The organism is Ruminobacter amylophilus, assembly GCF_900115655.1.
GTDB classification, from domain to species: domain Bacteria; phylum Pseudomonadota; class Gammaproteobacteria; order Enterobacterales; family Succinivibrionaceae; genus Ruminobacter; species Ruminobacter amylophilus.
Genome location: NZ_FOXF01000001.1, coordinates 24,115 through 40,998 on the forward strand (window position 1 = coordinate 24,115; position 16,884 = coordinate 40,998).

Genomic DNA, 16,884 nt, shown 5'->3' on the forward strand with positions numbered 1-16,884 from the left:
CAGAAAAAAGTCTAAATAATGTTCAAACAGAATCTAAAAATCGTATTTATGCAGCCCGCGGGAACTGGCTGAATTTCTGAAAAACGCCCCGCATTATCTTACTTAAAGAATTTTCTGTGCTATACAAAACAGCTTTTGGCCGATACCTCGGTCTTACCTTTTAACCGACATTTTTCCACTGCATGTTTCTGTCTGAAACACCGGGTACCGATGTCCTGCATCAACAGGTGCACAATCAGAAGAAAATCCTTATGAACAATGCTAAAACAATAGACAATTTCAACGAATGTTCTATAATTAACCAGTTTATTTTCTGTCTTAAATATGCATCCGGAGTAAATGTAATCCATGTCATCAGATAATATTATCTCTTATGCCAAGAAGCGCAGAGCGGTTCCTGCCAAGCTCTCAGAAGAAAAAGGAAACGTGGAACGTTACTTTTCAGAAAACTGCGTAAGAAGAAACAGAGTCAATAATTTCTTTATTACTGATGAGGCCAACAGAAATTACATCAAAATGTATTTATCGGTTGACGCTCTTCAGTCTAAAAATATCGGAAACTATTAATCAGCTATTTCCTCACGAAAAGCATATACTTCCGTATATGCTTTTCTTTTATGTGCAGTCCTCCGCATTCATCATAAAACCGTCACACACCAATAACCTGAAACAGACATACGATACGGCCCCCTGCATTTCATGATCACGGTCCGCAAATTATCCCCGGGGCCTGACTTTTATCATTTTTATAGAAAAAAATATAATTCAAATATGCCGAGCCAGTAGCATTTATTTAAAGACTATGCAGACAAACTGCGGGAATCACGGCAATTAGTGGTAGAATAGGCATAAATTTCAATAATCGACGATTGCTATTCCAACAACCAATAATAAGAATACATGACAATGGAAAAATCTCTTTTAGAAACATTATCCCCTACTGCGGTGTGGACATACTTCAATCAGATTTGTCAGATTCCGCATACATCAGGACATGAACAGAATATCGGTCAGTTTCTGCTGGATACCGCGGAAAAGCTTGGACTTGAGGCGACCAGAAACGAATCAGGTAACGTACATATTATAAAGCCTGCATCTTCCGGTATGGAAAACAGACCGTCCGTACTCCTTCAGGCACATATGGACATGGTTGGAGTCAAGGATACCGAAAAGGAATTTGATTTTCAGAAGGAATGCGTTACCCCTCTCATTACCGATGACGGTTTTGTTACCGCTGACGGTACCACTCTCGGAGCCGACAACGGCATCGGCATGGCCATAATTCTTGCCATTTTAAATGATGCCTCACTCAGACATCCAAGGATCAAGGCTCTGTTTACCGTATCTGAAGAAACCAACATGAAGGGAGCTGTTGCTCTTACCGCTGAAGACATCGACTGTGATACCGCAATCAACATCGATTCTGAGGATATCGGTGAAATCTGTATCGGCTGTGCCGGAGGAAGTTCATACAATATCGTATACGAACCTGATATCAAAGCGGTACCGGACACCGGATTCAGAGCACTGGAAATCAGAATGTCCAACGGTCTTGGCGGCCACAGCGGCATCGATATCCACAAAAAGAGACTGAACGGCGGCGGAGCAGTCCTTTCCCTCATAAGTTCTCTCAGGGATGAAGGATTCAAGGTATGCATTTCGGATTTCAAGGCAGGAACCGTCAGAAACTCCATTCCTTCAGAAGCCTCAGCGGTTTTATGCATTCCAGAACACCTTATCGGTAAATCCATAAATTCTCTTCAGGATATGATTAACCGACTGCAGACCAAGTTCAGTGAAACGGATTCAAACGCTTCTTTTGAAGTAACCAGACTTGATACCCTGCCTACATTCATGCTGACGGATGAAGCAACCGATGACGTACTGAAACTCAAGGCACTCAATACCAAGGTAACTGAATATCTCGATGACGGTGTTACCCCGCTGACATCCTGCAATATGGGCGTTGCCAGACTGGAAAACAACCGCTTCCATTTTGAGCTTCTGGCCCGTTATGCCACCACCGAGGGAAAAGCAGGAATCGAAAAGAAAATAAACGATATCGTAGCCTCCGGCAGAGCAAAGATCACTCACTACGACTGTTACACTTTCTGGCAGCCGGATTTTGACAGCAGACTTCTGAAGCTGGCATCTGAAGAATATCGTAAGCTCACCGGACTTGATTCAGTAACCACTGTTATCCATGCCGGTCTCGAATGCGGCCTCTTCAAAACACTGAATCCGAAACTGGACGTCATTTCCATAGGTCCGGATATCTACGGAGCTCACAGTACCAAGGAAAGAGTTCGCATTTCCTCAGTGGACACATGCTACAGGTGGATTCAGCATATTCTGGAATCAATCTGAATCTAGGCAGCAGATCCTGAAATACTCCTTCTTTCAGGACAAAGCCTCAAAAAAAACAACCCCGGATCTTCGAAAAAATCCGGGGTTGTCGTCTGTTTAAAATGATCTTACGGTCTTAAAGATCTTTCACCCTGTGAAATACCGCATACGCCTGAGCGGATAATTTCCACAATGTCTACAGCCTGAGAAACTGCAGTCAGGAAATTATTGAGCTCTTCGCTGGTACCAATCACCTGAATGGTGTACAGATCAGGAGTAAGATCCACAATCTGACCATGGAATATATCAGAGATTGACTTAACTTCATCACGAAGATCACGGGTATTTGCTCTAACCTTTGCCAGCATGATTTCACGTTCAATATGACCTGAATCAGCCAGATCAAATACCTTCAGAACGTCAATCAGCTTGTGAAGCTGCTTGGTAATCTGTTCAACTTCATCATCGTCACAGCAGGTTACGATGGTCATACGGGAAAGAGTATCGTCTTCAGTTGGAGCAACAGTCAGTGATTCGATATTGAAACCACGCTGAGAGAACAAACCAACAACACGGCTTAAAGCACCGGCTTCATTTTCAAGAAGAACTGAAATAATATGTTTCATTATGTACGCTCCGTCTTGCTTAAGAACATATCAGCCATTGAACCACCACCAATCTGCATTGGGTATACGCGTGAATCAGGGTCTGCAATGATATCAACTACTACGGTCTTGTCATGGATTGAGAATGCCTTGGCAAGAACATCGCTTAATTCTGATTCATTGTTTACTCTCAGACCTACCTGACCGTATGATTCAGCCAGTTTAACAAAATCAGGTACCGCATCCATGTATGATTCGCTCTGACGTCCGTTATAGAACATCATCTGCCACTGCTTAACCATACCGAGTGAACGGTTATTGATGATAATAACCTTTACAGGTACGTTGTACTGCAGACATACTGCAAGTTCCTGAAGATTCATCTGGAATGAACCGTCACCGGTGAAGCATACTACTTCACTGTCAGGATTTGCAATCTTGGCACCGATTGCAGCAGGGAAACCGTAACCCATGGTTCCCAGACCGCCTGATGACAGGAATCTGCGAGGCTTTTCCAGAGGATAGTACAGAGCGGCAAACATCTGATGCTGACCTACGTCGGTAACAACAATCGCGTCACCCTTTGAAGCCTTGTAAACCTCTTCAACAACCTTTGCAGGATGGAGAAGGCCCGGAGTGATGTCACTTGCGTATTCAAGAGGATGAGCCTGCTTGAATCCGTTGATCTGCTTCCACCAGCCTTCTGAATCAGATTTCATTCTCTGTTCGTCGATATTGTTGTTGGCTTCAAGTTCCTTGAGAGCTTCATTCAGCTGATCAAGAACGGTATTTACGTTACCGACGATTGGTACGTCAACCTCTACGCACTTGGAGATTGAAGACGGATCGATATCAACATGAATGATTCTGGCTTCAGGACAGAACTTGGAAATATTATTGGTTACACGGTCGTCGAAACGGGCACCGAGGGCAATAATCAGATCTGAGTTATGCATTGCCATGTTGGCCGCATAGGTGCCGTGCATACCGAGCATGCCGAGACTAAGTTCATCACTGCCAGGGAAAGCACCGATTGCCATCAGGGTGGTAACTACAGGAATATTGAAGCGGTGAGCCAGATCGTAAACCTTGGCTGAAGCTTCTGAAGCAATTACACCGCCGCCGATGTAAAGAATCGGACGCTTGGCTTCAACAACCATTCTTGCAGCTCTCTTAACCTGACCTCTGTGACCTACAGTGGTCGGATTGTATGAGCGCATTGAGATTTCGCTTAACGGAACCGGATTATAAGGGAACTTGAGCTGAGGGTTCTGAGCATCCTTAGGGATATCAACCACAACAGGACCTGGACGACCGGTTGAAGCGATGTAGAAAGCCTTACGGATGTATTCAGGAATATCGGTGGCCTTCTTGCACAGGAAACTGTGCTTTACAATCGGACGTGAAATACCCAGCATGTCAACTTCCTGGAAAGCATCTGAACCGATTAAGGTTGTTGCAACCTGACCGGTTAAAATAACCATAGGAATTGAGTCGGCATATGCTGTTGCAATACCGGTGATAACGTTGGTGGCACCAGGACCTGAGGTTACGAGAACACAGCCAACCTTACCGGTTGCACGTGCATAACCGTCAGCCATGTGTGAAGCACCCTGTTCATGACGAACAAGGATGTGCTTTATCTTTGATGATTCAAGTAAAGCATCATAAATATGTAAAACGCCGCCGCCAGGATATCCGAACAACTTGTCTACACCCAGATCCTCCAGGGTGCGAATAACCATTTGGGCACCAGATAACATTTCCATAAAAAAGCCTCCCGGGCTTTATTAAAATTTCTGAAAAAACGAAGTCAAGGACCACCCCCACTCATCAGTTCGATCGAGCTGGAAGAGTCTTAAGCATCCAATAAGCTTACTTGACTAGCCGGCACAACCATCCGCTAAAAAAATAATTTTCATAAATGAAATTTATTTAAGAAAACAATCTTTATGAAGGTAAACGGAGACTTTCATGCGGTGTCGTGATAGTCTTCAGACTACATGTACTTTATAACAAAAACAACGATATAATTCAACTAATATAAACAAAACCGCATCCTTTAGGGACGCGGTTTCACACCTGAATCTGAGCAGCCGTGGAATAAGGCCGCACGGTGTTTTCAGACTACAGCAGAGTACTGAGTACCTGCAGAGGATGAAGCACGTTCTTCTCCTCCATGCGGCGTACCTGTTCACGGCAGGAATAACCGGTGGCAAGACAGTATTCAATAGGATACTTCTTAAATACAGGAGCCCAGTTTTCGCGATAGATTTCCTTACTGCGTTCAACATTGGCCTTAAGATGACCGTAAAGCCCCGCCATACCGCAGCATCCGACAGGAACCGGAACCAGCTTAAGCCCAGCCGTCGCAAAAATTCTGGTCCAGTCGGCATGAGTTGTCGGCTTGAGGCTCTTCTGAGTGCAGTGCGCCATCAGATAGTATTCGTGGCCAGCCTTTTCCGCACTGACAGGTCTGATTGAGTCAAGATTGTCAAGAAGCCATTCCTGGGTCAGCTGAACCACGAAATCTCCGCGGCTGTCACCTAAAATCTTTCTGTACTCATCCCTGTAGCAGAGAGTCATTGCCGGATCGATACCCACCATAGGAATTCCCAGTCCGTATACCTGATTGAAGAAATCAGCCGTTGAACGGGCCGCTCTGGCGAATTCCTTCATGTAGCCTCTGATGTGCATTACCTTCCCGTTCGGCTTAAGAGGAAGAATGGCAACCTTCCTGCCCATCTTTGAGGCAAGAACGATAAAGTCGGCAATAACCTTCGCATCATATGCGGAGGTAAAGGCATCCTGAACCAGAATCACGTATTTTCCGCGTTCTTCGGCACTCAGTCTGTTCATTCTGTCAAGGTCAAGATACTCGGCATCGGTGCTCTTCACCAGCGTGTTGAAGGTCGGATAGCTCATCACCGGAACATCCACAAATCCCCAGAGCTTCTTGGTTATGAACTTAACCGGAGCCAGACCGTTAACCGCGTTCAGGAAACGGGGAACCTTCGCCATGTATGGAGTAACCTGTTCGATGTTCTTCACCAGAATATCTCCGGCAGGTCTCAGATATCTGCTGAAATAGAGATTGAGGAATCTTGATCTGAAATCAGGCACGTCAACCTTTACCGGACACGCTGAAGCACAGGCCTTGCATGCAAGACAGCAGTCCATTACGTTTCTTACTTCATGGCTGAAATCATTTACGTTATCCCCGTTCAGTGTGTTGGACACCTTTTCGAAGAAAGCCTTAAGACTGAAACCTGATTCATCAAGCTTCTTTTCCTCACTGAGAACATCCGCACCGGCAAGCTGCATAAGTCTCAGCCATTCTCTTGTCAGTCCGGCTCTGCCCTTTGGAGACTGTCTTCTGTCGCCTAAAAGCTTGTAGGTAGGACACATAGGAGCGGTCTTGTCAAAATTGAAGCAGAGACCGTTACCGTTACAGCTTACGGCAACCCTGAAGCTGTGTCTTACTTCAACAGGAATCTGACGGTCAAATGAACCGCGCTTGGTATCGTCAACACTTACCAGCTTGTCGGTATCATTGCCGAAAGGAACACAGATCTTGCCAGGATTGATTCTGTTGCCAGGGTCGAAAGCCGCCTTAACCTTTCTCAGTTCGACAAACAGGCTGCCGAAGAACTCCGGACCGTATTCGGCACGATAGCCGCGGCCGTGTTCACCCCACATGATGCCGCCGTACTTTGCGGTAAGAGCCACTACGGCATCGGAAATCTCACGCAGTGTCTTTTCCTGTTCCGGATTGCACAGATCCAGAGCCGGTCTTACGTGAAGCACGCCTGAATCGACATGACCGAACATGCCGTATGTCAGATTGTGACTGTCAAGCAGAGCTCTGAATTCCTGAATATAGTCGGCAAGATGCTTTGGCGGAACCACGGTATCTTCGGTAAAGGCTATCGGCTTGGCGTCACCTTCGGCATTTCCGAGAAGACCTACCGCCTTCTTGCGCATGGCGTATACGGCAAGAATATCCTTAAGTTCGGTACAGGTCTGATAACCGATGATTCCCCTGGTGTTTCCTGACGCTCCGAGATCCCTGTCCAGAGAATCGGTAAGAGACTTCATTCTTGAACCTTCAAGCTCATTGTCCCAGCCGGCGAATTCAACGATGTTGATGCCGTCCATGGTTTTATCAGGAACTTCCTTAATCAGTTCCTTAACGCTGTGCCATACGATATCCTGCTTGGCGAGATTGAACACCTTTGAATCCACTGTTTCAACGGAAAGCGCATTGGCTTCAACCAGAACCGGGGCGTGTCTCAGGGCTGAATCAAAGCTGTCGTACTTGATAACCACAAGAGATCTGTAGCTTGGTATCGGAGTCAGATCAATTCTGGCTCCGGTAATGAAACAGAGAGTACCTTCAGCACCGCAGATGATACGTGAAATATCAAGAGTGTCGGTTTCCGGATTGTATACATGCTTCAGATCGTAGCCGGTAAGGAAACGGTTAAGATCAGGGAATGTCTTTAAAATCTCTTCCCTCTTTTCCTTCGCAATATTGTACACGGTACGGTAAATGCGGCCTTCCATGTTTTCCTGATTCATTTTCGCCTGCAGGGCTTCGCCGCTTACAGGTCCGAAGGTCACGAGAGAGCCGTCAAGAAGTACGGCTTCCACGGTCAGAACATGCTGAGAAGTCTTGCCGTATTTGAGAGAGCCCTGTCCTGATGAATCGTTGCTTATCATACCGCCGAATGTTGCTCTGTTTGAGGTTGAAAGCTCAGGTGAGAAGAACAGGCCGTGAGGCTTTATCTGCTGATTGAGATAATCCTTGATTACGCCTGCTTCAACGAATACGGTACGTTCATTCACATTCAGTTCGCGGATGTCTCTCATGTGACGTGAAAGATCCATGACGATCCAGTCGGTAAGAGACTGACCGTTGGTACCTGTACCGCCACCGCGCGGAGCAAACTTGAGTCCTGCGAATTCAGGTTCTGAGGCAAGTTTGACGGCCAGAACCACGTCATCCCTGTTCTTAGGGAAGATAACGCCCTGAGGCAGTCTCTGATATACGGAATTATCAGTGGCTACCGCCAGCCTGCTTGAATAAGAATATTCAATATCACCGAGAAAGTTGGCGTCTTTTAATCTGTTGAAATAATTCAGATATACAGGATCTATACTGCTTTCAGGATTTATCTTTGGAATCATCTTCTGCACCGTAGTTAAATAATCAGGAAGAATTAGAAAGAATGCATACTTGAGAAACAATGACAAAAATTATTGCTTAATCAAGACAATTGATGTTATTTTCTCACTTTTGTGATTAATTGCAAATAAAACAGGCATTTCAGCGAAGGTTTTTAATGAAAACTTAAATCGGGCTGTTTTTCAGGTCTTCCACCCTTTCAGGCTGAATACTCTGCAATGTATGGAAGCTCCCTGTATGCCTCGTTGTAATCCAGACCGTATCCGATGACAAACAGATTCGGAATGGTAAACAGGGCATAGTCCGGTCTGATGTCTGCGATTCTTCTTTCGGGCTTGTCCAGAAGGGTTACTATTTTCAGGGAAAGAGGATTCCTGCCTCTGAGAATATCGGTAACAGCCCTGAGTGTCAGGCCGGTATCCATAATATCCTCGATAATGACAACATGATAACCGCTGATATCCCTTTTAATGTCCTGTACTATCTGCACGTTACCTGTAGTACTGTCGCCCTGATAACTCTTTACCGACATGAAGGCTATTTCACAGGGAGTTTTCACCTGACGGCAGATATCGGCCATGAACATGAAGGCGCCGTTCAGAATACTGACCAGAAGCAGAGGTCTGCCCCTGTATTCCTCGGTAATCATGCGTCCCGCTTCCCTGACCTTCTCCCTTATCTCCTCTTCAGTTATCAGTATCCGGCTGATATGACCGTAAATATTATCTCTGTCCATTCTCTTCTCTTTTTCCGCAAAAAGGTTATATATTCTGTTTTTACTTACGACACGCTCTTCCGGCAGCTTGAAGATGCCGGAAAATATTTTTAAAAGACCGTTAACGGCGGCGTTATTCTATCTCTTTACGAATATTTTTTCACCATCCGTCAGCCTGACAACTCTTTTTCGCCACCGGATACAGACCTGTACGCCATACGTCAAAAAGGCATGACTCCAGAGGAATCATGCCTTTAATCTCAACTGACTGTCAGCCTCCGGACGTACCGTGAGGCGCAGCCCGGTATGTCAATCTGATTAGATAAGGTGCATACCGAGCTTCTGACATTCCGCTCTCATGTCATCAGGCCAGATACTTGCCTGAATTTCACCGATGTGACCTTTATGGAGGAGAACCATACACAGACGGCTCTGACCGATACCGCCGCCGATACTTAACGGTAATTCATCATTCAGGAGCTTCTTGTGGAAGTAGAGTTCCTTTCTTTCTTCACAGCCTTCAATCTTTAACTGACGGAGTAATGCTTCCTTGTCTACACGGATACCCATTGATGAAAGTTCGAATGAACGGTTAAGGATAGGATACCAGATTAAGATATCGCCGTTCAGACCTAAAAGACCGTTACTGCCTTCTGTACTCCAGTCATCATAGTCAGGAGCGCGGCCGTCATGCTTTTCACCATTTGAAAGCTTGCCGCCGATACCCATAAGGAATACGGCACCGTACTTCTTACAGATGGCGTCTTCTCTTTCCTTCGGAGTTAAATCAGGATACATCTTAAGAAGTTCTTCACTGTGAATGAAGGTGATGTTTTCAGGAAGGAAAGGCTTGAGATCAGGATAGAATTCGCAGGTAAGGTATTCGGTACGGCGAATGGCTGAGTAAATACGTTCAACAATTGACTTGAGGAAATCAACGGTTCTCTGTTCTCTGGTGATTACCGCTTCCCAGTCCCACTGGTCAACGTACAGTGAATGGAGGTTGTCAAGTTCTTCATCAGCACGGATGGCGTTCATATCGGTATAGATACCGTGACCGGGTTCAATGCTGTATTCAGCAAGAGTCAGTCTCTTCCACTTTGCCAGAGAATGAACAATTTCAGCTTTGGCATCGCCCAGATCCTTGATAGGGAAAGTTACCGCACGTTCAACACCGTTAAGGTCATCATTTATACCGAGACCTTTCATTACGAATAAAGGTGCTGTAACACGGCGTAAACGTAATTCTGTTGACAGATTCTGCTGGAAAAAGTCTTTGATCTGCTTGATTCCCTGTTCAGTCTGCTTGAGGTTTAAAACTGCTTTGTAGTCCTGTGGCTTAATTAAGTTGCTCATAATTGATAGTGGCGTTCATACACGTACAACAACAATCGTGTCGAGTACCAGACTCCTCTTGTTACGGTGAAAAGATAAACACAAAAAACTGCACGTCTGATTTTCCGATAATGACGGGATTCCAAATCCGGAACCGGATTTACCGTCATGATGCATCAGCCGGTCAGCAGAGTCATTGTCAAAACAACTCCTAACTCAAGTTTATGCTAATGATAAACTTTCAAATTCGAACCTCTTCCGTTCTCCGACGGAAGCTTCCCGGTCAAGGCATCTCATCCAGATTATCCGGGCTAACCCCGCTGTTCCCGCGGTTTTCAATGTTTAAGCTACCTGCCGCAACTTCGCTTTCAGTAGTCTTAATCCGTTGAGCTATATGCTAACAGCTACATTTACAACAAAATGCAACTCAGTTTGACACTTGAAACGTTTAAAGTCAATCATAACTGAATTTATTTTGGCTTTTGCCTTCACATATTCACACTGTTCACCTGCTGCCGGAACAGATGCCGTTTCCGGCAGAAGTTCCTTCTGAAACTGATGTTTCAGCTTTGATGAACATCTTACATTTTCAAACTGTCATTCATTTTCAGTTCCCGCATGACAACCTTTTAAGGGGCAATCATTTCAAATAATGATATAATGCATGTCCGTTGAACAGTTATCCGGTTACTGAAGACGCATCTGCGGAATTACAGACTGAAATCATTTGCTTAATGTAATTCAACAATAAGTACATATGCAATAACCGTTCCATTATGCAGATTTTTTGTTTTACAGTAAAAAAACATAACCATAAAATTGATCGGCAGACATATTTTTACGAGGGCACCGCCCCGCCGTGATTCATTTTTTACCAGTGCACACCTAGTGCACACCTGAAGGATGCACAAAAAAAGTGAATAAAAGCACCATGATTGACGGTCAGCCGGAAAACCTAAATATATAAAGGAAAAGTCAGAATGTCAGAAAACTACTCCGTCCAGAAAAAAACGGCCGGTCTTAACCGACTAATTTTAGTGAATTCATACATTGCCTCAGGAAACGGGATCTATGAATTTGACTTTTCCAGACACACCCAGATAAACGGTGCCAACGGTTCAGGTAAAACCAGTCTGCTTAACCTTATCCCTTTCTTTTACGGTCTGGAGCCCGGCAGAATCACCAGCATCAGTTCCGTCCGCAAGAGCTTCGCCGGCTTCTATCTGCCGAAAGCGGACAGCAGCATTATATATGAGTATGTAACTCATAACGGCACCATGGCCCACGTGGTGGTGAGCAACGCTTCAAGCAACCAGGGCAATACAGCCGTAAGCTACGGATTCATTCCGTCAGCCTTTAATACCATGGATTACATAACCCAGGACTCCATCAACGGAAAATTCAGACCGAAAACCTGGATGGAATACAGGGACACGCTGAGAAAGAACGGCATAAAGGCGGAAAAAATCATCTACTCAGTGGATTTCTACCGTTCGGTAATTCAGAACATTCCCATGGGTGACAATGCCCAGCTGAGAAAAAGATATGCCTTAAGCGGCGGTCACTGTCAGCTCCGCTACGTCGGCAATATCGTTCACAGCATCATTACCGGCAACATCAGCTTTGACAACATCAAACTGCTGCTGACCGATATCCTGAAGCAGGAACACCGCACTCCCGATCTGCAGATAAGGGAACAGGAGCTCACCAAATGGTGCAGTGATACCAGAGCCTTCAAGGAAATCAGCGAACTGACTCCTAATCTTCAGCACATTCTGGAGCTGTTCCACGTTCTTTCCACCGCCAAGGAAAAACTCCTCTCCGGATACGGCAGTCTGCTGTGGTATCAGAACGAAAACGATGAAAGTCTCGGCAACCTCATAAAACAGAGGGATGAAGAGGCTGAAAGCTACCAGAACTTCAGACAGGCAACCGAAGAAGCCATGACCAGACTCCGTTCTTCAAAGGAAGCAGCGGAGGAAAAACTCTCCCGCCAGAGGAAGCTGGTGGAAACCATGGAAGAGGAAAGAGAGAAATTCATTGATGCGGAAGCAGACAAGTGGCGTGAAAAATACCACAACCGCAGCGTTATCGAAGGCTTTATAGACAGCAAGAAGAAACAGCTGGCCACCTTAAGCGAAAGCTACAGCTTCATCGAATCGGAATATGCGGCAACCAAGGCCAAGCTCATCAGCAAAAACAAGGAAGACAGAGCTCCGATAGAGGCGATACTGCATAAATACGAACTTGAAGAAAACAGTCAGCTTGCGGAAGAAGACAGGAAATATCAGGCTCAGCGCAACCAGATTAAGGAACAGGAAATTCAGCGCAAGCACGAACTGGATCTGGAAATCACAGCCAAAAAGAATGCCCTCAAGACTCTGGAAAACGAAAAGAACATGTTCGTGGTTCCTCCTGAAATGCAGCAGCAGCTTGATGAAATAGACGCAAGACTTGAAACCGCCCACGGAGAAAACGGCGCCCTGCAGAAAACAATTATGGAGAGCACCGGAAAACAGCATCAGGCTGAGGCAAAGTGCAATCAGATTGCCCTGCAGTACGTACAGCTTCAGAATCAGCTTGAGAACGCCACTGCGCGTTTTGGCGATCTGTCACGCCGTCTCAGTGCCGACGAAGGCATGCTCACCGGCTTCCTTAATGAATATATCCCTGAATGGAAGAAATCAATCGGCAAGATAATAAGAGAAGATCTGCTGGACAGAACCGATCTGTCTCCGAAAATCATTGATGCTCCCGCAGAAGAAATCAGAGATCCGGCAGAAACCGCAGCCGACAGTACCAAACCTGAACAGTATATCCGCATTGACAACCTCAGACTGGATATCCATGACGTGGCGGAAACACAGAAGGATAACTCCGAACTTGAGGATGAACGCCGCAGAACCGGAGAACAGTGCGAAAAACTCAGGGAAAAGCTCGGAGAAATGGACAGGGAACAGAATCGTCTGTCCACCGAAATCGCCGAATGCAAAAACGAAATCAACATTGCCCGCAGCAAACTGTTAAGCGAAGCGGCACTGAACGATCTCAACGAAAAGAAAAAGGCCGTAAAGGAATACATTGCCCAGGCACGCATTGCCAGGGAAACCGACATCAGCAGTCAGATTTCAGATATTCAGAAGGAACTCAAGAGACTTGAGGATGAACTCAGGAAGCATCATGAAAAATACGTGGAAATGCTTCAGAACAGCGACACCGACCATCTGGCAAACAAGAGTGACATCGAAAGCCGTTTTGATGAACTGAAACAGACACAGATGGATCTGCTGAAATCCATAGACAATGAATTCACCACCCAGGTAAGCACACTCAACGAACTGAAGAAGTCAAAGCTCAGCAAGCAGAACATCGATCCGAAGCTGATTGACAAGATTCACGAGGAATGCGAATCCTACGAGAAGGAATTAAAGGAAATCAATTCCAAAACCGCCCTTGTCAGTGAATACGAGCTGTGGCTCAGCGGTAACGGAAACCGTATCAGCGACGAACGCAATCTGCTTACAGAACTTGAAAGAAAGCTTCAGGGCGAGACTGAGATTCTGAATTCAAAGACAAAGCAGAACGAAAGTACCGTCAAGGATTTTGAAAAATCCATCCGTGAGCTCTCTGATGAAATAAAGAGCAGGGAAAACCTGCAGAAGAACATCAGAAACTGCGTAACCGATCTGGACAGCGAACATATCGTCGGCAAACCTACCCAGATCAGACCTGCTCTCACCATCAACAGTGTTCTTTCAGAGACCGCATCCGGTATTTCCGAATACCGCAAGGCCATGAGAGGCCTCAATGACGAACTCGGTCTTCTTGACTCAAAGATGTCATCACACCGCGCCACCTCTATTTACGGCATGTGGAACGAAGCCAGGGATCTGAATAAAATCAACTACACCTTTACCGGTAATGAAACACAGAGTCAGCAGGAGCTTATCCTGAAAACCATCGCGGCCCAGACGCTGTACACAGGCATTCTTCCTGAACAGAAAAAGATGCTTCTGCTTCAGGAAAAGAATTTCTCGCACATGATCAGTCAGTACTATCATTACCTCAAGGAATTCGACAACCGCATTCAGGGCTTCAGCAGAAGAATTTCCGACGTGGTTACCCAGAATCTGCAGTTTGAGGCTTTTGAATCCTTCAATATTGAACTGGAAACCTGCATCAAGCAGATTGCCAGCTGGGATCTCATCGAAAGCATTGCCGACAGCTATGAAAACAGATACCGTCTCTCAGGCGACTACGATCTGCCTGATGACGCCTTCATCAATAATCTTGACAATCTGGCCGGCAAATTTGTCAACGGTCAGCTGAAGAACGAAGTGAGCGAACTCTTCAACATCGTATTCAAAGTTACCGAAAACGGCAAGGAAAAGACAGCCAAAACCGCCAAGAACCTTAAGGATCTGAGTTCCAACGGTCTGACCTTCCTGCTTATCTGCGCCCTGTACATCAGTCTTATTCATCTTTCAAGAGAAGGACAGGACGTGAACATTCACTGGCCGGTGGACGAAATGAGCAAGCTGTCCAACAAAAACATTCATATTCTGCTTCAGGTTATGAACCGCAACAGAATAGCCATGGTATCCGCGGCTCCGGATCTTAGCACGTCAATTGCATCGGAATTCAAGTGCATCTACCGTATAGCCCGCGACGGCGTATACGTAAATGCTGAAGCGGTAAATCCTATCGGTGAAGCCATTTCACGCAAGCTGCTGGAATCTTAAGGTCGGAAAGGAGATTAAAAATGAGTATCAGAAAAACCACCGAAATGCTTCTTTCAGGTAAATTCGTCTGCGCAGTCACCTCTCCGGAGGCCTTTAACGATCTCAGAAATCCGGAAACCTTCGAAACAGTCAGCAGTCTGCTGCGCCCGCTCAACAGAAAAATCAGTCATACCAAGGGAGGCAACGCCTTCTACGCCTCATGGCTCAATCTTGACGACAACAGCGACCGCGACTCCATTTCCAGAGAATTTGAAGGACTGCGCAATCAGCTGCGTCCGGTCATATCCTTCGTACTGGAACTTATGGACTGCGATCTCAGAGACCATCCGCTGAACGTCGGAGACATTATTTCCGAAGCGGAAATCGTCACCATTCTGGAAAACAACAATTTCCTTAACGAACGCAATGTGGCTCTGCTGCGACTGCTTACCACCAAGCATGCAAGCGCACCAGTTCCGACTCAGGTCAAATTCATTTTTGACCACATGAAAAAATTCGGAATCATTGCCGAAACCATTGAGGGAAGCAGACGCTTCCAGTTCACCGGCAAGCTTGAATATATCTACGAGGTTCTTGAATACATCAACAGCCGTGAACAGATTCTGGAAAAAAATGCCGACGAGCAGCAGTTAGCCGTACAGGGAGACATCTTCAATGGCTAGCGGTGTTAATCAGAAGGTCGGCGGTACCGAACTTATAAAAAGATTTCTGAGTTCCCTGAATCAGGGAGCTGAGCTTATAACTGCCGCCTACAGCGGAAATCTGGAGGAAATTCCGGAGGAACAGAGCAACATCTTCTCCCAGCTCAAGGGACAGAGGGTTCTGATGCAGATTCAGGGCAAGTACAAGCTGAACCCGAACCTGACCTCCATGCTGAACTATCTTCTGGCTCACAGCAACTCCCGTCATATTGAGATTGACCTCATATCCCGTCTGAAGACTCTCGACAGAATTATTCTGAGCTACCTTGAACACAGACAGGCAGGCGAGGATTCCCTGGCTGAAGAGGTTCTCGGTGACATAGAACAGATGACCTTCGACATAACCTTCACCGCTCAGGATGCCGTATACAGTCTGGCCAACAGAATTCAGACCCAGTTCGGTTTTGTTCGCAGCATAAAGGACAAGATAACCGAAAACGAAGCCGCCATAAACACGGCAACCAGACTGGTGGACAATTTCACGGCCTTCACCTTCACCCACATGATGGAATTCATCAATCAGGATACCCCCAACAGTCCCCTTTTCGGGATTCTGTGCAGCGGCCTGCTCAATGAACTCGCCAACTGTCAGAGAGACCTGAACGTGATTCTGATTCAGCTCAGAAACATGCTGGCCACATTCAGAAGTGAAGTACATAAAACAAATATTCTCAAGGCTTTCCATGAACACTACAGCAAAAATCCGGACTATCAGCCGAAGAACTACGCCGATTATGAAAAACCGGATGAACTCTTCATCAGAGCCGCGGACATAGCTCCTGAAGGCTCGGCTCACGCTGACATGAATTCAGACAGCGAAAAGTACAATGAAAGCCTAAGCGTTCTTGTAAGTGAACTGAACAGAAAGGATGCATCCGTACCTGAAAGAACAGATACACTGGATTCATCAGGAGGTCTTGACGAGGCACCGGAAATCAAATCCGAAGCCATTGTACTGGATGACATAACGGAAGATCTCACGGCCCTGTTCCGCAGATGCATCAGCACCGGGCAGCCTGTAAGCGCCACTGAATACCTCCGTGAACATGGACTGTCCCACATTCCGTCCCACTGGCTTTTTGCCGTTGGTGCCTTCTATGAGGACATGCCTCCTGAAAACCGGAAGTATTTCGAATGCAGTTTCATAGGTCACAATCAGTACCATGAAATACTCGGAGAACTCGGTGAAAATCAGATAGGTGATAAAATACTCGAGGATATCGTAATCAGTACCAGAGGATTATAAATATCC

The 16,884-nt window shown here is 46.0% G+C and carries 10 protein-coding genes; 5 read left to right on the top strand and 5 right to left on the bottom strand.

The annotated features are described in order from the left end of the window. The first annotated feature begins 348 nt into the window (after positions 1 to 348). Together BMY80_RS00105 and pepD are read left to right on the top strand one after the other, a co-directional pair. Entirely contained in the window at positions 349 to 567 is a 219-nt protein-coding gene (locus tag BMY80_RS00105) for a hypothetical protein (protein WP_031579549.1), read from the top strand. 339 nt (positions 568 to 906) lie between these two features. Continuing rightward, positions 907 to 2,367, top strand: a complete 1,461-nt coding sequence (pepD, locus tag BMY80_RS00110) for a beta-Ala-His dipeptidase (RefSeq protein WP_177178446.1) — start codon at positions 907 to 909, stop codon at positions 2,365 to 2,367. 107 nt (positions 2,368 to 2,474) lie between these two features. Here pepD and ilvN read toward each other — a convergent pair whose 3' ends face one another. The 5 genes from ilvN to asnA all read right to left on the bottom strand — a co-directional run bounded on the left by ilvN (position 2,475) and on the right by asnA (position 10,210). After that, complete coding sequence (gene ilvN / locus BMY80_RS00115) at positions 2,475 to 2,972, bottom strand: acetolactate synthase small subunit (protein ID WP_031579547.1); 498 nt, start codon at positions 2,970 to 2,972, stop codon at positions 2,475 to 2,477. Then, positions 2,972 to 4,720, bottom strand: a complete 1,749-nt coding sequence (gene ilvB / locus BMY80_RS00120; RefSeq protein WP_031579546.1) for a biosynthetic-type acetolactate synthase large subunit — start codon at positions 4,718 to 4,720, stop codon at positions 2,972 to 2,974. The genes ilvN and ilvB overlap by 1 nt, the downstream gene beginning before the upstream one ends. Before the next feature lie 358 nt (positions 4,721 to 5,078). Further along, a complete protein-coding gene (gene ydiJ / locus BMY80_RS00125) occupies positions 5,079 to 8,141 on the bottom strand; it encodes a D-2-hydroxyglutarate dehydrogenase YdiJ (RefSeq protein ID WP_093139784.1) in 3,063 nt (1,020 codons plus the stop codon). Between the two features lie 197 nt (positions 8,142 to 8,338). Next, positions 8,339 to 8,875 carry a hypoxanthine phosphoribosyltransferase gene (gene hpt, locus BMY80_RS00130; protein ID WP_093139787.1) on the bottom strand — a complete coding sequence of 179 codons (537 nt, stop codon included), beginning with the start codon at positions 8,873 to 8,875 and terminating at the stop codon, positions 8,339 to 8,341. A 297-nt stretch (positions 8,876 to 9,172) separates the two neighbouring features. Then, positions 9,173 to 10,210, bottom strand: a complete 1,038-nt coding sequence (gene asnA / locus BMY80_RS00135; RefSeq protein WP_093139789.1) for an aspartate--ammonia ligase — start codon at positions 10,208 to 10,210, stop codon at positions 9,173 to 9,175. A 959-nt stretch (positions 10,211 to 11,169) separates the two neighbouring features. Here asnA and BMY80_RS00140 point away from each other — a divergent pair. The 3 genes from BMY80_RS00140 to BMY80_RS00150 are packed head-to-tail and all read left to right on the top strand — an operon-like array spanning position 11,170 to position 16,878. Continuing rightward, positions 11,170 to 14,931, top strand: coding sequence for an ATP-binding protein (locus BMY80_RS00140; RefSeq protein WP_093139791.1), 3,762 nt, complete (start codon positions 11,170 to 11,172; stop codon positions 14,929 to 14,931). Positions 14,932 to 14,951: 20 nt separating this feature from the next. Continuing rightward, on the top strand, positions 14,952 to 15,593 hold the full coding sequence (locus BMY80_RS00145) for a hypothetical protein (protein WP_031579541.1): 642 nt from the start codon (positions 14,952 to 14,954) through the stop codon (positions 15,591 to 15,593). Then, positions 15,586 to 16,878 (top strand): hypothetical protein, encoded by a 1,293-nt coding sequence (locus tag BMY80_RS00150; protein ID WP_093139793.1) that lies wholly within the window; start codon positions 15,586 to 15,588, stop codon positions 16,876 to 16,878. Before BMY80_RS00145 ends, BMY80_RS00150 begins: the two co-directional genes overlap by 8 nt. Positions 16,879 to 16,884: the final 6 nt, after the last annotated feature.